Consider the following 26,351-nt stretch of genomic DNA (forward strand, 5'->3'; position numbering starts at 1 on the left):
TGCACGACGTTTTTAACAAAATTTTAAATAAAAAAAAAGATATGCATAACATTGTTTGTTTGTGGTAAGTATTAATTTTATTTTTTTTAAATTGGTTTATTGTATTGTAATACAGTGTTTTAAATGTTATTTTGTTGATTTTATATATAGAGAATATCAATGAATTATCTAATTGGTATATATGGAAAAATAGTAATTAATTTTTTTTTAATTTTCGTTAAAAAGAATGATTTTAACGTATTTTAATAATTTATTGTTTGTTAATTTTTTGAATATTTAAAATATTGTTATTTTTTTTGAATTTTCCTTTGTGCTTTTAAGAAAGTTTTACAAATTTGTACGGATATAAAATTAATTTGATATGAAGAAACTAACTACGAGTCTACTTGTTGTGGTTTTGTCTTCATCTGTTGCAGTTGTAAATGCACAGCAGAAGAAAAACGATACTGCTACACAGACTAAGGAAATTGAGGGTGTAGTGGTGACAGCACTCGGTATTAAGAGAGAAAAAAAAGCTCTTGGATACGCATCTCAAGAAATCAAAGGGGACCTTATTTCTGATGCAGGGCAGACGAATGCTGTAAGTGCATTATCAGGAAATGTTGCGGGGGTTCAGGTTACTGCTCCATCTTCTATGGGGGGGTCTACAAGAATTACAATGAGGGGGATCAGTTCTGTAACTGGTGAAAACCGTCCGTTAATTGTAGTTGACGGAGTTCCTCTGGATAACTCAAACGTTAACAATGAGGATACTCAAAGAGGAGCTGGAGGTAGAGATTATGGTGATGCTACATTTGATATCAACCCTGATGATATTGAAAGTGTAACAGTTTTAAAAGGAGGACCGGCCGCTGCCTTATACGGATATAGAGCTGGAAATGGTGCTATTATTTATACTACAAAATCAGCCAAGAAAGGAAGAACAGAAGTTCAGTTCAATACCGGTGTTGCTTTTGAATCTATCTACATAAGACCAAAATTACAAAACTTATATGGAGGTGGTTCAGAATTGGCTCTGCAAACTCAGAAAATTGATGGGGTAACTTACAATCTTCCTGAATTTGGAACAGATGAAAGCTGGGGCCCTAAATATGACCCGAATTTATACTATTTAGGCTGGGATTCTTTTGATCCTGAGTTTCCTGACCAATATATGAAGCTGAAACAATGGGTTGCTCCTAGAAAAGATGTTGATGACTTCTTTAGAGTTGGAACGACTTATACCAATAACATTTCTGTTGCTAAATCATTCGAAAATACGAATGTAAGATTATCTTATACCAATACAAAAATTAACGGTATTGTACCAAATTCAGAAATTAAGAAAGATAATTTCAGCTTAAATGTGAGCTCTAAATTATCTGACAACTTAAAAGCTGACGCACTCTTTAACTATGTTCATACTGCAGGTTTCAACAGACCTGAACAAGGGTATGGAGATAATTCGGTAGCACAGAAGTTTTATCAGTGGGGACAGAGACAGCTTGATTTTGCAGAACTTCAACGTTATAAATTACCATCAAATGGAATGCAAAGATCATGGAACAGAACATCATGGGATGATGGTACTCCTAATTTCTCTGACAACCCTTACTGGACTATCTATGAAAATACTTCAGATGATAACAGACATAGATTTTATGGAAATGCTGGGTTAACATATAATTTCTCTAAGAAAGTATATGTTTCCGGTAAAGTATATGGAGATACCTATTCACAAACCATCACTTCGAGAGTAGCTATTGGATCGGCTGCACAATCTCAGTATAACGTTAGAAAAAGTAATAACTCTGAATTCAACTATGAAGGAAGACTACACTATAATGATAATTTCGGAGATTTCAGTTTAAATACCTTTGCAGGATTTAACATTATGGACCGTAAGTGGGATATCATGGAAGGTAAATCTGTTGGGGGATTAATTATTCCTAATTTATATAACTTATCTAACAGTAGAGAAGTTCCAAAAGCAAGCAATGCATCTTATCACTTGGGGGTACGCAGTTTATTTGCGTCAGTTTCTTTGGGGTATAAAGATTTCTTATTCTTAGAGGCTACAGGTAGAAATGACTGGTTCTCCATGCTAAATGAAGATCAGTTCTATCCTTCCGTAACAGGTAGCTTTGTGTTCTCCAAAGTTCTTAAAGCAGACTGGATCTCTTTTGGAAAGGTGAGAGCAGGATGGTCAAGAATTGCAGGAGGTTCTGATCCTTTTATCAGAGGAACTTTTGCAACTATAGGGAATTCATTCTGGGGAAGCCCTACTTATTCTATGCCTGTTATTAAAGGAGAGCCAAACCTTAAACCTGAGGTCAAGACTACTAAGGAAATTGGTTTAGAAATGAACTTCTTTAAAAATAGAATTGGATTTGATGTTACTTATTATGATGTGAAAAGTACTGACCTGATCCTTCCATTACCAATTGATCCTGCAACCGGATTTGGAAACAGAAGAATCAATGCCGGAGAGATGACCAACAAAGGTATCGAAGCGATGGTAAATATTACTCCTATAAGAACTGATGACTTCTCTTGGGATTTTACATGGAACTTTACGAGAAACAGAAACAAGCTTGTAGAATTACAGGGAACTCTTGAAAATTATATCCTGACTAATGCTCCGTTCAGAGTACAGTTGGCTGCTCAGGTTGGATATTCATACGGTACAATCCTGGGAACTGATTTTGTATATGATGCCAATGGAAATAAGGTAGTAAATGAAAATGGTGTTTATAAGGCATCCGAAATTAAGTCTTTAGGTTCAATACTTCCTGATTACAATATGGGATTCAGAAACTCATTCAAATATAAAAGTTTTGGACTATCATTCCTGATTGATGTTCAACAGGGTGGTAAATATTTCTCAACAACTCATATGTGGGGAATGAATAATGGTATGCTTGAAGAAACAGCTCTTGGAGGAAACAGAGAAGCTGGTATGATTCTTCCGGGTGTTAAAGAAAATGGTGCTCCTAACGATATTCTGTTAGATGCTCCAACATGGGGAAAATCATATTATAACACTGTTGATGCACAGAATGTTTTTGATGCAAGTTACATTAAGCTAAGAGATATTACTTTATCTTATGATTTACCAAAATCATTTATAGGTAATTCTATTCAAGGTATCAGAGTATCTGCATTTGCAAGAAACCTTTTTGCTTGGAATCTTGCCTTCAAGGGAGTTGATCCGGAAAATACTTCTTATGGATCAGGTAATATTCAAGGGTTAGAAGGTGGTTCTTTACCATCTACAAGGATGTACGGAGTTAATGTGAATTTTAAATTTTAAATTACAATGAAAAAAATATTTTCAATAATAGCAGTAGCAGGTTTATCTTTAGCGCTTAACAGCTGTTCAGATAAACTAGATGAAATTGATGTCAATCCGAATTCTACAGAGAATCCTCTGCCGACCGGATTATTCAATAGTGGGAATAAAGAATATATGGACTATACAAGAGATGGGTGGGTATCAGGAAGAATGATGTTACCATTTGTTCAGTATTCTGCTCAAAGACAATATACTGAAGAGGACAGATATCAGTACAGACTTACTACGGGAACTCAATTGTGGGCAAGAAGCTACTACGTAGCACAGGATTATAAGAAAATTATTGATTATAATACCGATCCGGCTACTAAAGTTAAGATGCTTGCCTATGGAACTAATGAAAACCAGATTGCAGCAGCAAGAATTATGTTATCTTATGTGTTCGCTAACTTAGCAGATGCTTTTGGAGATATTCCTTATTGGTCTTATGGTAATAAAGATGCTGATTTCCAGGCATTAAATGTTGATGCAACATTACAGCCTAAATTTGCTACACAGCAAAAAGTATATACAGATGTCTTAAAAGAGCTTAAGGAAGCTTCAGAAATGCTTGATCTTTCTACAACAACCGTTTTCTCTGAAGGTGATCAATTGTTTAAAAGTCCTGCTAAGCTTAAGAAATTTGCAAACTCATTAAGATTGAGAATTGCAACCCGGGTAAAAGGAGTTGTTCCGGGAGCAGAGGCACATATTGCAGATGCTATCGCTTCAGGAGTAATGACCTCTAATGAGGATACTGTGGGCTTAACTTATGAAAGCAACCTGGTTAATCCATCACCATTCTTTTCAACTTACATTGACAGATCTGATTTTGCTGTTTCAAAACCTTTTGTTCAGTTGCTTAAAGGAGAGTCTGGAGTTTTTGGGGTAGATCCTAGAATTTTTAAATATGCAGCTCCAATAACTGTGTCCGCAAGTGATATCAGAGCAGGTACAATGACTGAAGCTACAGATATTAGCCAAATCCAGGGAATGCCTTATGGTGTGCCATCTACATTGACATCAAGTCAGGCGGGTACAACAAGTTACTTTGGTAAAAATATTCTAAAACCTGGCGCTACCGAAATATTCATGGAATATGCAGAAGTAGAGTTTTTATTATCAGAAGCGAATGGCTGGGCACAAGATCATTACGAAAAAGGAGTGAGAGCTTCTATGCAAAGATGGGGAATTGATGCTGCTAAAATCAACACATTCGTAAGTGCACTTCCTGCAGCTAGTATGGCTAATGTAATGACGCAAAAGTATATTGCATTATTCATGCAGCCTAATGAAGCCTGGTCAGAATATAGAAGAACTGGATACCCGAATACATTGTTAAAGCCTGGGCAAACAGCTAATCTTAATAAGCCATCTGCAACAGGGCAAACTACTTATACCTTTACCTCGCTTATTGCTGGTTTAACAGATGTACCAACCAGAATTTTCTATCCAACTACCGTGCAGACATTAAATTCAGCGAATTATCAAGCTGCTTCTGCTTCTATTGGAGGAGATAAAATGGATACCAAATTAATTTGGGATAAAAATTAATACACTTAACAACATTCATATTATACCGCCTTCGGGCGGTTTTTTTATTTCATATCTATGTATATAAAAAAGAGGTCTTTAAGACCTCTTTTTTTATCCACCACAATTTACAGATTTCGGTACGCAGGCTCCCCATTCCTGGCATTGTTTGTAGCCATCAGGGCATCTTCCCCATGGTTCGCAGCAAGGAGCATTTCCGGCAGTAATTTTTTTAAGATCTGTTTTTGTGAATTTTTTTAGATTTTTCATAATAAAATTTTGTTTAATTAGTAATAATAAATATATGAAAAATATAGACAAGACTTTGGTTTTCAGGGTAATTATTCAAAAATACATCAAATAATTGAATGTCTTCACTTGCATTATAGACTTGTCTTTTTTATTTCACTAAATTTGTACTTTAAATTTTGAGATGAATATTAAAGATATTATAGAACAAAAACTTTCAGAGGTCATTTTAAATGTATATCAGTTAAAAGACATCAATCTGGAAATTCAGGAAAATAAAACGGAATTTGAAGGTGACTTTACCATCGTTACCTTTCCGTTGGTAAAACAATTGAAGAAGAATCCTGAAAGTATTGGAGTTGAATTAGGAGAAGCTTTAACGGAGCAGACAGATCTTTTTGAAAGCTTTAATGTTGTTAAAGGATTCCTTAATGTTAAAGTTAAAAACCAACTGTTTGTAGATAACTTCAGATCTGTTCATAATGGTTTTTCAACAATAGATAAGAAAAATGCTACTGTAATGGTAGAATATTCTTCACCTAATACCAACAAACCTCTGCACTTAGGGCATATCAGAAATAACCTGTTAGGGTTCTCTGTAGCTCAGATTCTTAAAGAGGCTGGTTACGATGTGATCAAAACCCAGATCATCAATGACAGAGGAATTCATATCTGTAAATCAATGTTGGCTTGGGAGAAATTCGGGAACGGAGAAACTCCTGAAGCAACGAATACCAAAGGAGATAAATTTGTTGGAAACTACTATGTAGAATTTGACAAAAACTATAAGAAAGAAATTTCTGAACTTGTAGGCCAGGGAATAGGAGAAGAACAGGCTAAAAAAGATGCTCCTATCATAAAAGAAGCTCAAAAGATGCTTCTGGATTGGGAAAATGGCGATGAAACGGTAAGAAATCTTTGGGCAGAAATGAATTCTTGGGTGTACAAAGGCTTCAATGATACTTATAAAAGATTAGGCGTTGACTTTGATCAGGTTCAGTATGAAAGCAATACCTATATTTTAGGAAAAGATCTTATCCAGGCTGGATTAGATAAAGGAGTCCTATACCAAAAAGAAGATGGTTCAGTTTGGTGTGACCTTACAGATGAAGGATTAGACCAAAAGCTATTACTACGTTCTGATGGTACTTCAGTTTATATGACCCAGGATTTAGGAACGGCTGTAGAACGTTTTAAACAAAACGATATCCAGAAGCTTATCTATACGGTAGGTAATGAACAGGATTACCACTTCCAGGTTTTATTTAAAATTCTTAAGAAATTAGGATACGAATGGGCAGATCAGCTATTCCACCTTTCTTACGGAATGGTTGAATTACCGGAAGGTAAAATGAAATCCCGTGAAGGAACTGTTGTAGATGCTGATGACTTAATGCAGGAAATGTATGAAACAGCAAAATCTAAAGCACAGGAACTAGGGAAGTTGGAAAATCTTTCTGATGAGGATAAAGAAACATCGTATGAAACAGTTGGTCTTGGAGCACTGAAGTATTTCATGCTGAAAGTGGATCCTAAGAAGAAAATGCTCTTCAATCCTGCTGAAAGTATAGACTTTAATGGAAATACAGGGCCGTTTATTCAATATACTTACGCTCGTATTCAGTCATTGTTATCGAAGGCAGAGTTTGCCTATAGAGAAACGGCTGATGTGGTATTGAATCAGTTTGAGAAAGAGCTGATAATGCAATTGGCCAACTTTAAAACAGTAGTGGCTAAATCAGCAGAAACATTAAGTCCTGCTTTAGTAGCAAACTATGTATATGATCTTGTAAAATCTTATAACTCATTTTACCAGAATAATCCGATCCTGAATCAGGATGATGAAAATATGAAACAGTTCCGTCTGAATCTATCAGACCTTACAGCAAAAACGATCAAAAAATCGTTGGAATTGCTGGGAATCGGAACAGTAAACAGAATGTAAAAAGTAAGCCTCCTGAACTTCAGGAGGCTTTTTTTATACTAATAATCTGTAAATTCTAATTTAGAAGCTGCATGAAATAATAAGATAGACGGAATTTTAAGAATACGAACTGCATTACCCAATACCGTCATTCACTTTTCTCCTCATGCATCTGTTTCAGACTATCTGCATATAGCTTCGCGGCACTCCATCGGGCATGTTTTGACAATATTACTTTATAGCCCTTTTTGTAGGTGTATACTTTAGTGAATTTGGCCCCGAAAAATATGAGCATACAGGAATAGTTAATCCACATCATAATAAGGATTACCGTTCCGGCAGCTCCAAATGCTGAAGTAGGTTTAACCTGGTTGAAATAAAGACTCAGTAAAAATTTTCCCAGGGTAAATAAGGCAGTTGTTAAAAAAGCTCCTCTCCAAACAGATTTCCAGGTGATCTGCACATCCGGGAGCACTTTAAACATTAGGGCAAATAAAAGCATGACAAGCCCAAACCCGATTGAAAAATTAACAACCTCAACAAGAAGATAGGTTTCGAATCCAAAATACTGGGTGATGATTGTATTGAAAAGACTGATTAATGAAGATAGAACCATTGTAATCATAAGCAGGAAGCCAAGAATAAGAATCATTCCCAAAGAGTTGGCTCTATCCAGTAAAAACTTAAGCAGAGCTTTTTTAGGGGCAGATTCTACATCCCAAAGGGAATTCAATGTATGCTGAAGCTGAAAGAATAGGGTAGTGGAACCAAAAACCAATGCTCCTACTCCTATGGCTTTCATAAAGATATTCTTTTTGTCAATTAGAGCTCCGGCGAGCATTCCTTCTATACTTTTGGCTACATCAGGCCCCATAATTCCACTGATTTGAGTACTGATCTGTCCCCGGATGGCTTCTTCACCAAAAAAATTTCCCAGCACCCAGATGATAATGATTAATAATCCCGGGATGGAAAATATGGCATAATAAGCCAGGCTCGCTGAATCTTTGGACGCAGAAGAACTGTTCCATTCAGTAAAGGTTTCTTTTAAAACTTCCCAGAAAAATTTAATATTATTGATCATACTAAAAAGGATATCCGATGGCAATATTTAATACAAGATTGTCTTTCCTCCAGCTTGAATCTCCGAAATTGATTTTGTCGAAGGCCCATCTGTCTCCCTTTTCATAATAAGGTACTCTCAATGGCATGGCTAAATCCAGCCTTAACACTAATATAGAAAAATCCAGCCTTAGACCAACCCCAGCTCCTACAGCAATTTCATTCAGAAAGTCTTTTGAAAACTTAGCACCTGGTCTTAGGGAATCACTATTCAGTAACCAGATATTTCCCGCATCTACAAAGACTGCAGCATTTAAAAATTTATATAAATTAGCGCGGTATTCTGCATTTAATTCCAGCTTAATATCACCGGATTGGTCGAAATAAGTTCCTGGCTTTATCGTTCTTGGGTCAAAGCTTCCAGGTCCTAATGTTCTCGCACGGAAGGCTCTGATGCTGTTACTACCTCCCGAGAAAAACTGCTTGGAGAAAGGAACAAATTCTGAGTTTCCATATGGATAAGCAATTCCGGCAATAAGTCTTGTAGCCAATGAGGATTTTTCAGTGAATTTATGGTAAAACCTGAAATCATTTTCAATTTTAGCATATTGGCTGAAAGGAATTCCGAAGATCTTTTTTTCCTTATCTTCTTTTACGTTAGCTCCGGTAACCAGGCCTGTGATATTTCCTGCCAGATCAAGGGTTCCTTTATAATAAAAGGTATTCTTTTTTGGCAGCATGGTATTGGTGTAAGTATAAGAATAGGTAGGACCAAAGATAAGCTGCTTTGCAACAATTCTCTTCATTGCCGGATTATCAGCAGAGTTGGCTTCATATTCTGCAGTAACTTTTTCCGGAGATACCAGGGTGATATCAATTACTTTCAGCTCATGTTCTTTTCTGGCATTTTCCTTCCATAAATATCCGAATGAAGCGGTGAAATTATTAAGCGTGTAATATTTTGTCCTGTTCTGGAATTCATATCCCAATGTAATATTCGTTCTCGGAACAAACTCACTGGAAGAATGAAAACGGAACGGAGCTACAATTCTCGGAATGGAAAGCTGAACATTGGTTCCTGCACGGAAAATATTATTCGCATCCTGAGCACCTCCCATCTGGAAATCAAAAGCTCCATAGATAGATGCTTTAAATTGTTCTGCTCCCCTGAAGAAATTTCTATGGGTCCAGTTCAGATTAAGTTCACTCCCTGCATAGTTGGCAGAATTGGTTCTTCCCAAGGCTTCAAGCCTTAAAGATTGAATCTGTCTGGGAGTCAATAAATAATATGCATCAAACTTATGACTCAAAGAATCCGAAGTTACAAATTCATTTTTCACAAATTTGAATACTCCTAAACTGATTAGTCGGTTCAGGGTAAGATTGTGATTGGAACGGTTGTAAAGATCCCCTTTTTTAAAATATAAAGCTCTGTCGAAGATCTTCGGCTTGAATTTGTGCTGCGGATCAATCACATAAATATCATCAAATGCATACTTGCTCAGAGAATCACTGTTCATCGGAACACTGTATTTTCCTGCTTTTACATCCTGAATATTATAGTTAGGGAATACAATTACCTTATCAATACTGAATTGTTGGGTAGACAGAGCCGGAGTGTTCTCTTTTAGTTTTACATTCAGCTCAACTTTATGATTTTTGTTGACTGTACTGTCTGCCTGTACAATGATATTATCCGGATGGAAATAATAAAATCCTCTTTCCTTTAAATTATTATCAATTCTTTCCCTTTCTGCTTTAATAACATCCAGATCAAATGGTCTTCCGTTTTTAAGAAGCGTCTTCCCGGCAACATTCTGAATTTCCTGATTAACAAGAGTAGAATCTTTCTGAAACTTCACCCCATCAACCAAATACCTGGCGCCGGGCTTTAAGGTATAAATTACTTTCGCCTTTTTATTTTTTGAAACCGTATCATATGTAGCTCTGGCATTGAAATAGCCTTTGTTTTCAGAGTAATTCTCAATAATGTCTTTATTGAATTCGCGGTCTACATCCCCTAATAATACAGGTTTTTCCCCCATTTTATATTTAAGCCAGTAATTGAAGCCTTTATCTTTTTTAGGTTCTTTGGCAATATTGTAGAAATAGAGCTTAGGGCGCATTCCTAAAAATGTAGAATTCGGTTTAGGAGTAAGATTGGCTTCCAATGCAGCCTGAAGGTCCTTTTTTTCTTTTTTGGAAATAGTGTCATTTTCAATCTTTACTTCAGCACCTGTATAAAGCATCTGGTTTTCTTTCAAAAACCTGGTGTTACTACAGGAAACTACAGCCGAAGCAATTCCGGAAACGAACAGATATTTACAATATGTATGAAATGTATTATTCATTATTTAAATTCTACAACTTGATTGTTTTGATTCTTTTTAGGCTTTTTCTCTTTGGATTTCTGGAAAATCTCTCGGAACTTGTCATAATCCAGCGTGATGATAAATCCAACTCCGGTTTCTATGATCTGCCCCTGAAGAGCTACCTGATATTCATCCTTACGATAAGCCCGCAACATATACCTTCCATCTTTGGAAAGGCTGTAATCTACAGAAACATTTCCTGCAATATTCGTCATGCTTTCATTCTGACGGGCTTGCCCTTCCAATCCGAAGTTACTTCCTACCGTTACTTTCAGCCTGTCATTCAGTAATTTTTTGCTGATATCCACATTGAGATCAGTTCTGGTATTTTTCTGTCCGGTGGAATAATCTTCCGAAGAATCCAATCCAAAATTAAGATCTACTCCTTTGATCAGTCCGGATGCCAGATTGTTTAACTGTTGAGAAAGAATTTTACTTACACTCTGTCTTGCCATTGTTTCAGCAGACATTCCTGCGCCGCTTTCAAACGGATTTTCCCCGATGAAACGATTCAGAAGCAGCAGTGCAAATACTTGTTTATTCAATTCAGATTCCTGGGTTCTAAGCTGAGCCAGTTTCTGATCAATGACATCCTTTACATTGGATGATACAGCATTGTTTTTCTCTTCTGTAGTAATATCGAAAGTCAGTTGTGGTTTCAGTAATTCGCCTTTCATTTTTAACAGTGTATTGAAAGGTATTCTCTGCTTATACTGATTCATGATGGAGGCACTTTCATTACCAATCTGCTGTTCTACAAGATCAATGGGAGCAGCTTCAGTTTTATATACCGCCGTAATATCCATGATCGCTGTCGTTGGTTCTCCTGTCCAGGTTATGGTGCTTCCTTTCTGGATATCAAACTTACGCTTCAGGAAACTCACTGAAAGATCATAGCTTCCTTTGTTCACTTCATAAACTCCTACCAATGTAGTTTTTCCTGAAGGATCAATACCCCCCGTTAATTCAGCTTCTCCCTGAAGCTGGACGAAATCCCCGTTGGCTTTATCTATGACAATGGATAGTTTTGCTTCTTTGCTTACTTCAATATTAACGCTGACATCCATTCCTTTGATGCGGCTTTGAGCATCCAGCGAATCTGTCTTGATTGTTTTATTTAAAACTACCTGATCCTGATCCACAAATTCTACAATGCCATCTCTTTCCTGTAAAGAAGGATTAGATTGAGGAAGAACAAACGTGAAATCTGTATTATCTGCAACACTCAGTCTTCCATCTACTTTTGGTAAATCCAGATTTCCTCGGATACGGAGACCGGCATCAATCGCAAGAATACCATACATCATGGCATCGTTTGATTTCTGTGAGTTAACCACTTTGAAGTCTTTTGCGTTGACATTAAGGTTGAATGCAAAATCTCTATAGGTTTGAGTAAGAACTTGCCCATCTACAATCAAAGCATTCCCGTCCTTATCTTTGATTTTAAATTTATTAAATTCTATACCACGGTTGGTAAAATCAATTTCATCATTCAGTTTTCTGAAATCACTTCCTGTTTTTGCAATTTCCAGTCCTGCATCATTGAATTTTACTTTTCCGAGAATATTCGGCTGATCTGTTGTTCCGGTAATTTTCAGGTTCCCGGAAAGGTAGCCTTCCGTATTGGTAATTGCATTCATAGAGAACCCTTGAATACTCTTCATCTGAAGTTGGTTGATGGCCATATTCAGGTCAAAAGAACTTGAAGCAGTATTGTAATCTCCAAGAATTCTTACATCATTATTGTTTCCGGAAAGGGCAATGTCAGCATTTAAAAGTTTCGGTGAAGAATTATTTACTTTTACTGCCAGGTTTCCGACAGGACTTCCATAGACAATAAGATTGGAAACATTTAGATCAGAGGTGAAAGTCATATCTTTCATTATATCTCTAAGCTGGGCTGTTCCGTTAATTGTTCCTCTGGCCAGAACCGTATCTTTTTTAATCAATTCTGTTACAGTTTCGATTTTAAAATCTTTTAAGGCTATGTTCAAAGGGCTACTTGGGATTTCACTTTCCGACTGAATGGAAATCTCGCTTCCACCATTACTTAATCTGAAATTATCCGCTAAAATTCCTTTTTTGCTGATCTGAATTTTATTGTTCTCAGCCACGTTCCAATCCGCATAATTTAGTTTTAAACCATTTGGATTCAGGGAAACCTCTGTAATGTCATTCAATGATTTTGCATTTCCGGCAATCAGGAATTGAGTGGCGTCTTTATCATCTTTTGTGGTGATATTGTAGTTGATCGTATTGTCAGCAACATCCCCATCAATATTGATTTTTTTCAATGAAAAGCTCGAACTTTTTAAAGCGGCAACATTCAGGCTGTATTGTAATGCCTGATTTTCATTAGTGACTTTTAATGTTCCTTTTTCAATCGTATTTTCACCATACAGCAATTGAGGAATCTGGCCATCAATTTCAATTTTTTGAGAATCGGCATCATAGTTTCCTGCCAAATTAATAGTTTCAAAACTTTTCAGATCCGGAACAAATTTTCTGATCAGATCATCATTCTTAATCTTTGCAGTAAAGTTGAAATGCTGGCCTGGATCAATTTTTTGAGACTTATCCGGTTTCTGGAACTGATAATACTGATTAATAGTTTGGGTTAAGGCACCGAAAATCTGTGTAAGTTTGTATTTTCCTTTCAGTTCAACATCTGCAATCTGAGAATTGAAAATAATCTGTGTAGAATCTTTAGTAGATAAAGTTTTCAGATTCACTTCCTGTACCGGATACACTTCTTTGGTATCAGAAAAAGCGAAATCTTTAAGGTTTAAATAACCGTTCAGATTATTCGGATCAAGGCTGGTAAAATCACCATCTATTTTTCCGGCAAGAATCATTGGTTTTTCATAGAAACCAAGTTTGTTGACATCCAGTTTGATAACCTCACCATTGACCTTAACGGTTGGATTTTTTTCATCATAGACTCCTGAAGCGGTTAGCAATAAGCTGGCGTTAGGATCTTTTGAATTTAAAACAACATGGTAAGCCCCTTTATTGATCTTACCGGTTAAGTCCATGTTCTGATAGCGGTAGCCTTTGTAAGTGGCAGAAGCAAGATGTCCTTTTACATTGGCATTGGCATTTTTGAAATCAAAACTCTCTCCTTTAGCAGAAATTTGAGCTGTGACAGGACCAATATCTTTATTCTGGATGATCTTTCCAACCTGTATTCCCTGAAGATTGGCTTTCACATCATATAATTCATGATTTTTTCTACGCATATCCACATTGGCAACAATGGCTGCATTTCCAAGGGTAGAGTAGAGGTTGAGGTCTGTATTGACCATTTTTGTCGTTCCTTTTGCACTTCCTTTAACACTGAAGTTGGAAGGAAGGGATATATTCGATGGAATGGTATTCTTTGGAACTAAATTGAAAATCGTTTGAGCATTAGAAGAAAATTCTCCGATTCTCAGATCGTAATACAACTGATCGGGATTCATTGCATTTTTAACTCTTCCGGATGCATTCACTCTCAATTGATCCAACCCAGTAACTTTTAGATCCTGGATGAAAAGATCATTTACACTTCCTTTTACATTCGCGTTGACATTCAGAACAGCGTTTGGATATTTATTAAAAGGAACTGTATTTTTTAAAGTAGGAACAAGGTTTAAAATATCAGAAAACCCGATTTTTGAATCTTTGATATTGGCGGAAATTTTCACAGCCCCTAAATTTGAAGACAGTTCGTCAATGGAATTATAATTTAAAATAACCTCATCACGCAACACTGTTTTTGGAGTTTGCAGGTATAAACTCTTCAGATAAGCTTCTTTTTCAGCATAGACAAAATCTGTATTGAATTTCTGGATATCCAAGCCTCTTGCTTCCTGAATTTCTGCGGAATTAACCGTTCCTGCAAAAGTATTGTTCTCCATTTTGAAACTTCTCACCTCAACATTCATTTTAGAGAAATTCAGGTGATTGAAATCTATACCTTGTTTGGTTGGAGCAATGGCGGTGTTGTTATAGGCAACTTTTACATCATTTAAAACCAGCTTTCCTAACAGAAGATTCATCGCTTTATCCTTTTCGGAAGCTTTTGAAACTTCAGGTTCTTTTTTATTTTTCGGATTGGCATTTTGAGCCGGAAGATAAAGGTTGGCATTGATATCAGCTCCGGAAAGGAATACATTACCAATGTTGAAAGCATTATTCTCAAGATCAAGTTTATTGACCTTCGTACTTAGTTCTTTAAATAGAACTTTAGCGTATGTCTTGGTATTTTCATCACCATAGTCAATATTGAAGTGAGTAAGTTTGATTCCTCTTAAGCCAATATTCATCGGCTTTTTCTCATTAAGGGAGTCTACTTTTTTCTCCACCTTTTTAGAAACTTCTTCTACAATACCTTGCTTGAGTTTTAATTTTAATCCATCAAGATTAATATCATTGACCGCGTAGGCATTTTTATTGAGATCGAATTTCTTTACTCTGGTATCAAAAGATTTAAAATAAAGATTAATGTCATTCTTCGATTGTTGATCATTGAAGGTAACCCCAACATCTTTTAAATTGATTTTATCAAGAGAAATAATGAAGGGTTTGGAAGAGCTTTCTTCTTTATCAGTGGTTGCAAAAGCATCTATGATATAATCAAAATTGAATTTGCCATCCGGTTTTCTTACAACATTGGCGCGGGCTCCTTCCATATCTACAGAGGTAATGTCCGCTGTAGAGTTGATAAGCTTCAGCATCTGTAAGCCTACATCAAGTTTTTTTACAGCTAATAGAGTATCTACATCCTGCCCTTTGAGATAGAGATTTTCCATGACAAGACTGTTGGGAAATCCAATATAGACTCTTTCCAGGCTTACTTTGGTTTTAATTTTTTTCTCCAGGTAAACAATCAATCTGTCTTTGATGAAGTTTTGAACGGCTGGAAGTCTTAAGCTTAGGATCAACAGGGTAAGCAAAACCAATATTGAAATAAAGGTTATTGCAGTACGCCTTAGTAGTTTGGTAGTGTTGATTTTCAGTTTCAAAAGTGAGAAGGTTTCTAACAAAGATAATAATACTATTTTATTCAGTCTTTGTTGTGGTATCCCTTATGAATGCAAAAATCCTGCCTTGGCTGCCTTATTATGGAATTTTTAGTTGTGTAGTTGTCAAGTGAATAGTTGAGTAAGACGAGCCAAGGTGTGGATTTTATTTTTTAAAAAGCCCCCTTTAAATCATTTTTTTAATGTTGAAAAGGTTAGCAAAAATGAAAATTCAAATGTTAGTGTAGTTGCAAAGGGGGCTTGGCATGGTTTATATGAATTGAGATAATAAATTTTCTAGTTGTTTCCGTTTTCCCATTTTACATCCTCTCCCTGTGGAGCTGCCCCACCTTGAGCTTGTGTAATAGGAGCAGTTTCCTGATTGATATGATAAATATAGGCTGCAATTTTTTCAGCATCTCTTCCGGTAATGGTTCCATCCTTGATGAAAGGTCTCATGGTAGGATTGTTTGGAGAACCATTTTCAAGCATCCAGAAAACATTTTTAAATAAACTTTTTTCTTTGATATTAATCCAGTGAGTATCGGTAAGGTTAGGACCAATTCCTCCTTTTCCTCCATCTCCGTGGCAGGTTACACAATTGGTTTTGAATAATTCCTGACCTTCTGCTATATTATCTGCACTGTATTTTGCACTTTCCAGATTAATCTGTGGAGCAGTTTTCTCATATTCTGCGATGGACGCCAGCATCGTTTTGACTTCTTTGGTGTATTCAGCTTCCGGATGGGCATAATCTGTGAATGAAAAGGCCATCAGATACACTACACAAAAGATACATCCAAACCAGAACAGTCCTATCCACCATTTGGGAAGAGAGTTATCAAGCTCTGTAATTCCATCGAAACCATGGTCAATCAGAATATCTTTTTCTTCGGTAGCAGACTGCTTTTTGAAGGCAGAGTTCCAAAGTTTCTGATAATAAGGAACACTCTTTTCCTCAAGATATTGTTTTTTCTCTTCCTCTGATAGTCTGCTGAAACTTTCATTTTCAATCATGTCTCCAATGGAGTTCATAATCATCAGAAGGATAATCGCAATCAATATCAGTGCCCAGAAAAAGGGTGAGGAAAAATATCCTGAATCACTGGCGAACATTTCAAAGGCCATGATCGTTAAGCCGATTGTTGTTGCGATATATATTGAAATTGGGGTTCTCGTTTTCATTACATCAATTTTTAATGATTACTCAGCACTTGCGGTTTGGATCTGTGTTGTTTTAATATCTGTACCTAATCTTTGCAGGTAGGCGATCATTGCTACAATTTCTCTTTGTTCAAGCGGTACATAAGCTCCTCCTTTTGCTGTTTTTTCTTTAGTCATCTGATCTTTTACGTCAGTAGCTTCTGAATAAATTCTTTGTACAATAGCTTTTGACTGGTTGTCTGCCCATTGGTTAGCAGAATCAATCTGAGCTTTGGTGTAAGGAACATCAAATGTATTTTTCATTAGTTTCATTTTATCCACCATCTGAGTACGGTCCAGTTTGTTGGTAATCAGCCAGGGGAAACGTGGCATAATAGAACCTGCAGAAGTAATTCTTGGGTTGTACATGTGCTTAAAGTGCCATGAATCCGGGTTTCTGCCTCCTTCTCTGTGAAGATCCGGTCCTGTTCTCTTAGAGCCCCAAAGGAAGGGTCTGTCGTAGATGAATTCTCCAGCTTTAGAGTATTGTCCGTTCTTTCCTTCAAACCTTACTACTTCATCACGGAAAGGTCGGATCATCTGAGAGTGACAGGAGTTACATCCTTCACGGATATATAAATCTCTTCCTTCAAGCTCTAAGGGGGTGTATGGTTTCACCGCAGTGATTGTTGGAACACTTTGCTTCAGTGATAAGGTTGGAACGATTTCCACAAGCCCACCGATAGCTATGGTAATGAAGGCCAGGATAGAAAGTAGGGTAGGCGTTCTTTCTAACCAAAGGTGTACGCCTTCACCTTCTTTTCTTGTTCCCCCGATATTAGCTAATGCAGGTGCTTCTGCCGGAACATTTTTCTGGAATGAACCTACTTTAATAGTTTTGATAACGTTGATCACCATTAAAATAGCTCCTGAAAGATAAAATAACCCTCCTAAGAATCTCATTTTAAAGTAAGGAATGATCGCTGTAACAGTGTCCAGCCAGTTTTTCCATAATAAGGTTCCATCCGGGTTGAACTGTTTCCACATCAATCCCTGTGTGAACCCTGCAATATACATCGGCACGGCATAGAAGATAATTCCTAATGTTCCCAGCCAGAAGTGCCAGTTGGCAAGTTTTACAGACCAAAGTTTTGTTCTCCACATGATCGGAACCAGGTAATATACCACCCCGAATGCCATGAAACCATTCCATCCAAGAGCTCCTAAGTGTACGTGACCGATAACCCAGTCAGTATAGTGTCCAATTTTATTTAAAGATTTGGTTGCTAATAAAGGTCCTTCGAAAGTGGCCATCCCATAACAGGTAATGGCTACCACAAAGAATTTAAGGATCGGATTTTCTCTTACTTTATCCCAGGCTCCTCTTAACGTAAGAAGACCATTCAGCATTCCTCCCCAAGATGGAGCAATCAACATGATAGAGAAACCGGTTCCTACAGCCTGTGCCCAAGCTGGTAATGCTGTATATTGCAGATGGTGAGGACCGGCCCAAAGGTATACAAAGATCAGCGACCAGAAGTGAATAATGGATAATTTGTATGAGAATACCGGTCGCTGAGCTGCTTTTGGCATAAAGTAATACATAAGACCCAGTACAGGGGTTGTTAATACGAATGCTACTGCATTATGACCATACCACCATTGTACTAATGCATCTTTTACACCTGAGTATACAGAATAAGATTTCCAGCTTGTGAAAGATAACGGAACTTCCAAGTTATTGAAGATGTGAAGCATGGCTACGGCAATCCATGTGGCCAGATAGAACCAGATCGCTACATATAAATGTCTTACTCTTCTTTTGGCAATAGTTCCGAACATATTGATTCCGAATACAATCCATGAGAAGGCAATTAATATATCAATAGGCCATTCATGTTCAGCATATTCTTTTGAAGTGTTGATTCCCATTAAGAATGTAATCACTACGGCAACAATCATAAACTGCCATGACCAGAAGTGAATCCATGAGAGGGTATCACTATACATTCTTGTTTTCAGTAATCGCTGCATGCTATAGTAAGCACCACAGAAGAAGGAATTACATACGAAGGCAAAAATTACAGCACTGGTGTGAAGCATTCTGATTCTTCCGAAGCCCATCGCTCCCTGAGTATTAATTAATCCCTGAATGTTGCCCGAAGCTAAACTTTTAATAGTTGTATCATCTGTACCGAATAAAAATTCAGGTAATTCAGGATAAAAAAGCATCAATGCGGCAGTAAGTCCCAGCAGAAATCCGACAAGTCCGAATGCGATTGTTGCATAGAGGAATGCTCTGACAATATTATTGTCATAATTAAATTTTTGCGTCTCCATAAATTCCAATAGTGTTTACCGAGGTGATATTTGCTCTGAAAAGGGTTTATTTTTCGCCGTTTTCTATGTTAAAAGTAAATATCATGTAACGTGTATAATGTTTTGCCAAAGGTATTTATTAACTTTGTTGGAGGCTAATAGATAATCTTCTAAAATATACCGAAAACTACTAAAACAGAAATGATGAAAATATGTGGACAAAATATTAGGAAAATCCGTAGGAGTAAAGATTTTACGCAAGAGTATATGGCTTTTGAAATGGGGATTTCCCAAAAGGCATATTCCGATATTGAGAATTCCAAGGTGAAGATTAACTTGGAAATCCTGACTAAAATCTCAGATATTTTAGAGATCAAGCCTTCCGATATTTGCAGCATCTCTCACAAATGTGGAATAGATGATGATTATGAAGATAAATACCAGGGACTGCTGGAGTATATGAAAAAGAATAATATCCCGGTTCCGGATGAGTATTTGGAAAATAAAAAGTAATTCTCAATTCTAGATTAAATAAAAATCTATAATAGTTTAAAGTAAAAAACCTTGATTTCATTGATCAAGGTTTTTATTTTGAATATATTGTATTTTTAACTATATTAAATTATGGTTAATAAATATGTGTTTGTTGTGTTTGTTTTGAATGTAAAAACGTAATATTGCATATGTTTTACTAACTATTTTTTAATGAAATTCTTAAAAGCCTGCCGGATTGTATGTTGTGGATAAATTATTTAAAAAATAATGAAGCCTCTTATTGTCTGAGATATCCTGTCAGTAAGCATCTATTCAATCAATACTATAAAATAAACTTCTTTTTATGAAAAATGTCTTTATCTCTGCCTTGATCGCAGGGCTTTGTTGTTCAGTACTTAATGCTCAGACTGGGAATATTGGTGTTAATACTCCAACGCCGGGGAGTAGCCTGACGGTAAACGGTTCTTTTGCTGCATCGTATAAAATGGTAAATGTAAGTGGAACTGTAGGCGCTAACGACTATTATATTGCTTATAATGGGACGGGTAATGGCACTTTAACTCTGCCTGTAGCGATCAATGGTGTTGGGAATTTTTCCGGACGTACCTATCATTTTAAGAATACGGGAAATGCAGCCCTTAGCATTGCTGCCAGTGGAGCAGAGCTTATCGATGACCAGAATGGAACAGGGCTGGGAGTTTCTTCTCTTAGTATTCCTCCGGGCTATTATGCATTTTTGGTGAGTAAAGGAACTATTACTGGGACAACATGGGAACTCGTATTGTTCTCAAGTTCTAATAGTCTGCCTTCAGCTGATAATACTTTTCCTTTTTCGACAAAAGCGACCGATATTAGACAGACGTGTGATGCTACTGCAACTCCTTCCAGTGCCTGGATTCGGACTGCAATTGTTTACCAGAATACAGTTCTTAACAAAGGAAATGTTGTCAATCCGGCAACAGGAGCATTCACAGCACCCAATGATGGATATTATGTGATTAGTGGGAATACGCAGTTTGATAATGGTAATGTACCTGGAAATCCGAAGTTCACGTGGACTGCTTTGTATCTGATAAAAAATTATGCTCCAAATGGTGGTGGGACGATATTGGTTCAGTCCTATCAGCCTACGGTAACAATGGTCTTCGGTTCGAATGTTTCATGTATGACTTATTTGAATACAGGAGAGACTGTAACCATGGCTTCAGTAGCTGGAGTAGAAGGTGCTGGTGGCAAGTACGAAGTGGTTACCAGTTCGATGTACGGATATAAAATAGCTAATAAATAAGATATTTTAGAAAATAGCAGCCTTAGCTCACTGAGTTAAGGCTATTTTTTTATCCTTCCGATTTTGAACTATTGATAAATTGTAAACAAAATTTCCTGTTTTGATAAACTTAAAATCTCAATTAACCCCGTGGAATGTGAATTTCTCTGAAAAGTTTTTATATATTTAGCGACCGAATAATTCATTCAATGAGCAACGAAAATAAAACAGGACAAAACGAGACTTTAGTTAGAGGATTAACAAATCGACATATACAATTAATTGCCCTTGGAGGTGCCATAGGAACCGGATTATTTCTGGGAATCGGGCCGGCAGCAGTGTTAGCTGGTCCCTCAGTGATTTTAGGGTATGCCTTAGCCGGAATTATCGCTTTTTTTATCATGCGTCAGCTTGGTGAGATGGTAGTTCAGGAACCAGTATCGGGAAGTTTTAGTCACTTTGCCTATAAATATTGGGGGAATTTCCCAGGTTTTGCCTCAGGATGGAACTACTGGATTCTTTACATCCTCGTAAGTATGGCCGAGCTTACAGCAATTGGACATTATATTCATTTTTGGTGGCCGGAAATACCACTCTGGGTGTCCAGTTTATTCTTTTTTGTGGTGATCACTGCGCTTAACCTTGCTTCTGTAAAAGTGTATGGAGAAACTGAATTCTGGTTTTCTATTATCAAAGTAATCGCAATTATTGCGATGATTGTTTTCGGTATTTATCTGTTGATTAGTGGAACCGGAGGTGAAAAAGCTACAGTCACAAACTTATGGAATGACGGCGGATTTTTTCCGAAAGGATTATTCAATAAAACGGAAACCGGATATTCCGGATTATTTGCAGCAATGGCTATGATTATGTTCTCTTTCGGAGGATTGGAACTCATCGGGATTACTGCTGCTGAAGCTAAAAATCCTGAGAAAACCATTCCACAGGCAACCAATCAGGTGATCTACAGAATTTTAATTTTCTATGTTGGAGCTTTAGTGATCCTGTTTTCATTGAGTCCATGGAGAGAAATTACAGAAGGTTCAAGTCCGTTTGTAATGGTATTTCAAAACTTAAATGGATTAGAATTCAGTCTTTTCGGTAAAGTAATCCAATTCAATACTTTGATTGCAAATATTCTTAATCTTATTGTATTAACTGCTGCTTTATCTGTATATAACAGTAGTGTTTACAGTAATAGCCGTATGCTTTTCGGATTGGCTCAACAGAGGAATGCTCCTAAGTTTTTGAAAAAGCTTAATAAAAATTCTGTGCCTATCAATGCAATCATTGTGTCTTCATGTTTTGCAGGAATCTGTATTATCATTAATAAACTAGTACCGGAAAAAGCATTTCAGTACCTGATGGCTCTTGTAGTGTCTACTCTGATCATTAACTGGATAATGATCTGTTATACCCATTTGAAATTTAAGAAATCAATTACCAAAGAAGGAATTCAATCGAAGTTCCCATCTATATTTTATCCGGTATCCAATTATATCTGTATTGCGTTTTTAGTTCTTATATTAGGACTGATGAGTATTACAGGAATGGAAATTCAGGTGATTCTGATTCCGGTCTGGATAGGTTTTTTATTTGCAATGTATAAATTATATAAACCAAGTTAACAGGTTTTAAATACAATAAAAGATATGGTTTTTGGAAACTTTTTGGGAGTACAGAAACCATATTTTATTTAAAAAGGATCATTAATGAAACACCTGCTCTGCTCTCTGTTCTTATGTTTGTTGTCCGTTTCAGTATTTGCCCAGAAGAGAGATTTCAAGATTTATATTGAAACTTGTGATATCCTAAATTTTTGGACTGCCTATGATGAGGTTCAGAAACTCAGTAATCCAGAAGAAAAGGTATCCATATTTCAAAAGCTATATGTGGATAAGGCAACCTTTGGCTTGCAGGATTTTATTAAGTCAAGAAACTTTAGCTCTGGGCAATGGATTGAATCATTTGAATCAAAGCCGAAGTTCTGGAAAACTATTAGAAATAAAACAGAGAAAATTCAAAAAGATTTTAAAAATATAGAAAGCCTTTATCAAAATTTTAGTCAGTTATATACCAGTTTTTCTCCGCCTAAGATTTACTTTACTATGGGAAATCTCAAAGGTGGTGGCACTGTAATCAATGGAAATCTTATCATAGGATCTGAACTGGCTGCTTCCGATAAAACAGTGGATTATTCTGAGCTGTCCCCAAATTACCAGGACAGGATGAAGATCAATTCCGGAATTATTTTTCTTACTGCTCACGAACTGGTTCATACCCAACAAAACTTAAGAGGTACAAAAACAAATTTATTAGGTCTTTGCCTGAAAGAAGGATCCGCAGATTTTATAGCTGAATTATTAACCGGGAAAAAAGTGGAGGCTCCTTACATAGATTACGGAATGCAGCATCAGAATTCCTTGTGGAATGATTTTCAAAAAGAAATGCAGGGAGATAATTTTCAAAACTGGCTATCCAATACTGCTACCATTAAAGACAGGCCTGCGGATCTGGGGTATTTTATGGGATATATTATTACCAAAAGATTTTATGAAAGATCAAAGGATAAGCAATCTGCAATAAATACTATTATGAATCTTGATTTTAGTAATACAAATGAAACAGAGTTTTTTTTAGAAAAGTCAGGGTATGAAACTGAAGTAAAGTGAAATAGTAGAACAGTTTGTTTTTTTCTTACCTTAGTAATGAATTATTTCTGAGAAGGTTAAAAGATGATCTGTTTAATACTTCTATAATCGACATTTTGTGTGATTAGATTTTTATAGATCAAAACAACTTCAGGATGAAATTTTGAGATATGCAGGCTAATTTTAGTGACATCCAGAAAATTGTTGACCATATTGAAGCGAACTTTGATAGGGAAGTTTCTGCCTATGAGATAGAATCTATGTCTCATTATTCTTACCGTAATTTTCAACGTATTTTTTTCAAGCTTTTCAACGAAACGGTTTCTGGCTTTCAAAAGCGTCTGCGTCTTGAGAATGCCTACAAAAAACTGATCTATACAGAAGATAGTCTTTCTGAAATAGCATGGCAGGTGGGATATTTCAACATTCAATCCTTTTCAAAAGCATTTAAAAAACAATATTCAATATCACCGGCAGAGGCAAGGAAACAGAAACAGGATATTTTCAAAAAATTTATAGAGAACCATCAGACAGATCTTAAAATTGAGCTTAAATATAAAGATGCAGTCTCTGTTTACTGCAAGTTTATTAAAGCTAAAGACTATAATAACGAGGAAATAGATGCTCTATGGAAAGAAATTGAACCGGATACTGAAATATTCGATGCAGCCTACGGAGTAATTCGTGATCAGCCTTTAATTACCAATCATTCGCATTGCAGATATGGTGCAGCTGTGACTTCTGATGAGGTAATCAAAGGATTTGTGGTAAGTGAAATTTTTGGCGGAAAATACGCAAGGTTCACTCATTATGGTCCTTATGGAAATATTTTGGAGACCTATCGTTCATTTTATCAATTGTGGCTTTCTGAAAAACAGTTTTTGTTAGATAACTCCGATGTTATTGAAGAGTATGAAGAACCGGAGATCACTCATATTTATTTTCCATTGTATGGGTAAGATGTCCTTTTTGGACAAGAATTGCTTTTTAGAGTCTTTAATTTTGCAACAGTAAATAACCGCAACGGGAGTTTACTATGTGAAATTAAAGAAGACAAAGAACAATGAAAAAAAATGTATTTCTCCTGATTTTACTGCTCCCTTTCTGTGGTAAAGCACAGGTTTCTGTTCAGACCTATGCCGGAAATAAGGAAACGGAAGTATTGGGAATCTATGATCGGGATTTTGGAAACAAATGGAATTATTTCGCTTCGGGAACTATTGGATATGACTATAATCTGAAAAAAGTAAATCCTGAACTCTATCAAAATATTAATTATGGAATAGGAAGGAATCTAGGGGTTTCTGCTGGAGTTCATATTTCAGATAAAGATATTATGCCTTCTGTAGGGTTGGCTTACGGAAAAGGAAATGATGTTTTTGGAATTAGTGTTTTTCCTGCATTTACTTACTCTACAGATGCAAAGGAATTCGGATTTGGGTTATATTCTTTACTGGAATATACCCCCAAAATTAATGATCACCTGAATTTTTACAGCATGTTGATTCTTGAGTCTGATTTTAGTTTTAAAGAACACCAGTCCAGTAATCAAATCATTCGTCTGGGACTGGAAAACAGAAAGAACATGCAGTTCGGGATAGGAAGTAATGTTTCCCAGACCGGAAGCAGTTTTGAAACCGATATCAACTTCGGAATATTTATTGGAAAGAAATTTTAACGATATGAACAAATTATTCACCCTTACTTTTATACTTGGATTTATGTATACTATGGGACAAACCTATCATTTTCCTGAAGAATCTTCACTTCACGAAGGAACCTGGCTGCAGTGGCCTCACCACTATCAGCATGGCGCAACGTATCGCCAAAGAGTAGAACAAACCTGGATTGATATGACAAAAGCATTGCAATCCGGTGAAAAGGTACACATTATAGCTTATAATGCTGATGAAAAAAAGAGAATCATTAAGCTTTTAGAAGAAAATAAGATTCCGATGAAGAATGTTGACTTTAGGATTTATCCTACTGATGATGTATGGATCAGAGATAACGGCCCCATCTTCGTAAAGGATAATAAAGGCAATGTTTTAATTGAAGATTGGGGGTTCAATGGCTGGGGCGAAAAATTCGACTTTGAAAACTGTGATGCAATTCCACAGCGTATAGGAAAAGATCTGGGAGTAAAAGTTATTAATCTGAATGAAGAAATGGTGAATGAAGGTGGAGCTGTAGAAACCGATGGAAATGGAGTTCTGATGGCCTGTAAAAGTTCAGTAATCAGTCAGAAGAAAGGATCTACAAGAAATAAAGGAATTACAGAACAGGAAGCGGAAGAAATGTTTGAAACCTATTATGGAGTTTCCAAAGTGATATGGCTGGATGGTGTTACCGGATTAGATGTTACAGATATGCACATTGACGGTTTCATGAAGTTTGCCAACTCTTCTACCATGATCACGATGAACGAAGACGATCTCGTAGAACTGGGGCTTTCCGATAAAGATATCAATACACTGTATACAGCTTCTAATGCTGAAGGTAAGGAATATAAAAAAGTATATCTGCCAGCCACCAAAAATAAAGTGAAGACTGCTTATGGAAAACAGCTGGATGAAAAAGGTTCTTATGTTAATTATTATGTAGCGAATACTGTAGTTCTGGTTCCTAATTACGGAGATCCTAATGATCAGGTTGCTAATCAGATGATTCAGAAACAATATCCCGACAGAAAAGTAATAGGGATAGATGTGAGAAATTTATATGAAAACGGAGGGATGGTACATTGTGTTACCCAGCAGCAGCCTGCCGGAAAATTGATGAAGTAGCATTAGAACTTATTAAAACATTATGATACAACTATAATTAGAGGTATTATAATGTTTTTTTGTAGGTTGATTTTTTTATAAATATTGCATACTTATATATTTAATCTTTTGTATTTGTGGGGAAGGTTAATAAAAAACATAATAATTAATAGCTAGGTAGATTTTGTTATTAATATGTAATGCGGGATAATCAATGATTTACATACTGTTTGATGGCTTGGTCTGTTATTTTTT

General features: G+C 36.3%; 16 protein-coding genes. 10 read left to right on the plus strand and 6 right to left on the minus strand.

The window, feature by feature from the left end; genetic code table 11:
* Nucleotides 1-361: 361 nt before the first annotated feature.
* On the plus strand, nt 362-3,292 hold the full coding sequence (locus DRF65_RS08830) for a SusC/RagA family TonB-linked outer membrane protein (RefSeq protein ID WP_115970399.1): 2,931 nt from the start codon (nt 362-364) through the stop codon (nt 3,290-3,292).
* 6 nt (nt 3,293-3,298) lie between these two features.
* Nucleotides 3,299-4,867: a SusD/RagB family nutrient-binding outer membrane lipoprotein gene (locus DRF65_RS08835; RefSeq protein WP_115970400.1), complete on the plus strand. Its 1,569-nt coding sequence runs from the start codon at nt 3,299-3,301 to the stop codon at nt 4,865-4,867.
* A 93-nt stretch (nt 4,868-4,960) separates the two neighbouring features.
* Here the strand turns inward: DRF65_RS08835 and DRF65_RS28415 are convergent, their stop codons facing one another.
* The gene (locus DRF65_RS28415; protein ID WP_164464442.1) at nt 4,961-5,116 is read right to left on the minus strand and encodes a hypothetical protein; all 156 of its coding nucleotides are present in this window, start codon (nt 5,114-5,116) and stop codon (nt 4,961-4,963) included.
* A gap of 163 nt (nt 5,117-5,279) precedes the next feature.
* On the opposite strand from DRF65_RS28415, the gene argS reads away from it, so the two are divergent.
* Entirely contained in the window at nt 5,280-7,040 is a 1,761-nt protein-coding gene (argS, locus tag DRF65_RS08840) for an arginine--tRNA ligase (RefSeq protein ID WP_115970401.1), read from the plus strand.
* A 127-nt stretch (nt 7,041-7,167) separates the two neighbouring features.
* On the opposite strand, the gene DRF65_RS08845 is transcribed toward argS, so the two are convergent.
* The 5 genes from DRF65_RS08845 to ccoN all read right to left on the minus strand — a co-directional run bounded on the left by DRF65_RS08845 (nt 7,168) and on the right by ccoN (nt 18,939).
* Entirely contained in the window at nt 7,168-8,103 is a 936-nt protein-coding gene (locus DRF65_RS08845) for a YihY/virulence factor BrkB family protein (RefSeq protein ID WP_115970402.1), read from the minus strand.
* Nucleotide 8,104: 1 nt separating this feature from the next.
* Entirely contained in the window at nt 8,105-10,432 is a 2,328-nt protein-coding gene (gene tamL / locus DRF65_RS08850; protein ID WP_115970403.1) for a translocation and assembly module lipoprotein TamL, read from the minus strand.
* On the minus strand, nt 10,432-15,459 hold the full coding sequence (locus tag DRF65_RS08855; RefSeq protein ID WP_115970404.1) for a translocation/assembly module TamB domain-containing protein: 5,028 nt from the start codon (nt 15,457-15,459) through the stop codon (nt 10,432-10,434). The genes tamL and DRF65_RS08855 overlap by 1 nt, the downstream gene beginning before the upstream one ends.
* 294 nt (nt 15,460-15,753) lie before the next feature.
* On the minus strand, nt 15,754-16,641 hold the full coding sequence (locus DRF65_RS08860) for a cbb3-type cytochrome c oxidase N-terminal domain-containing protein (RefSeq protein WP_115970405.1): 888 nt from the start codon (nt 16,639-16,641) through the stop codon (nt 15,754-15,756).
* An 18-nt stretch (nt 16,642-16,659) separates the two neighbouring features.
* Nucleotides 16,660-18,939 (minus strand): cytochrome-c oxidase, cbb3-type subunit I, encoded by a 2,280-nt coding sequence (gene ccoN / locus DRF65_RS08865; RefSeq protein WP_115970436.1) that lies wholly within the window; start codon nt 18,937-18,939, stop codon nt 16,660-16,662.
* A gap of 180 nt (nt 18,940-19,119) precedes the next feature.
* Between ccoN and DRF65_RS08870 the strand changes: the two genes are divergently transcribed.
* The 7 genes from DRF65_RS08870 (at nt 19,120) to DRF65_RS08900 (ending at nt 26,117) form a co-directional block, all read left to right on the plus strand.
* Nucleotides 19,120-19,431, plus strand: coding sequence for a helix-turn-helix domain-containing protein (locus tag DRF65_RS08870; protein WP_228438588.1), 312 nt, complete (start codon nt 19,120-19,122; stop codon nt 19,429-19,431).
* A 325-nt stretch (nt 19,432-19,756) separates the two neighbouring features.
* Nucleotides 19,757-20,701, plus strand: a complete 945-nt coding sequence (locus DRF65_RS08875) for a hypothetical protein (RefSeq protein WP_115970407.1) — start codon at nt 19,757-19,759, stop codon at nt 20,699-20,701.
* Between the two features lie 188 nt (nt 20,702-20,889).
* Complete coding sequence (locus DRF65_RS08880) at nt 20,890-22,308, plus strand: amino acid permease (RefSeq protein WP_115970408.1); 1,419 nt, start codon at nt 20,890-20,892, stop codon at nt 22,306-22,308.
* Nucleotides 22,309-22,392: 84 nt separating this feature from the next.
* Entirely contained in the window at nt 22,393-23,352 is a 960-nt protein-coding gene (locus DRF65_RS08885; protein ID WP_115970409.1) for a gliding motility protein GldB-related protein, read from the plus strand.
* A 149-nt stretch (nt 23,353-23,501) separates the two neighbouring features.
* Complete coding sequence (locus tag DRF65_RS08890; protein ID WP_115970410.1) at nt 23,502-24,290, plus strand: AraC family transcriptional regulator; 789 nt, start codon at nt 23,502-23,504, stop codon at nt 24,288-24,290.
* Between the two features lie 104 nt (nt 24,291-24,394).
* The gene (locus DRF65_RS08895; protein ID WP_115970411.1) at nt 24,395-25,009 is read left to right on the plus strand and encodes a hypothetical protein; all 615 of its coding nucleotides are present in this window, start codon (nt 24,395-24,397) and stop codon (nt 25,007-25,009) included.
* A gap of 4 nt (nt 25,010-25,013) precedes the next feature.
* Nucleotides 25,014-26,117 carry an agmatine deiminase family protein gene (locus DRF65_RS08900; RefSeq protein ID WP_115970437.1) on the plus strand — a complete coding sequence of 368 codons (1,104 nt, stop codon included), beginning with the start codon at nt 25,014-25,016 and terminating at the stop codon, nt 26,115-26,117.
* Nucleotides 26,118-26,351: the final 234 nt, after the last annotated feature.

Source organism: Chryseobacterium pennae, from assembly GCF_003385515.1.
GTDB classification, from domain to species: Bacteria; Bacteroidota; Bacteroidia; order Flavobacteriales; family Weeksellaceae; genus Chryseobacterium; species Chryseobacterium pennae.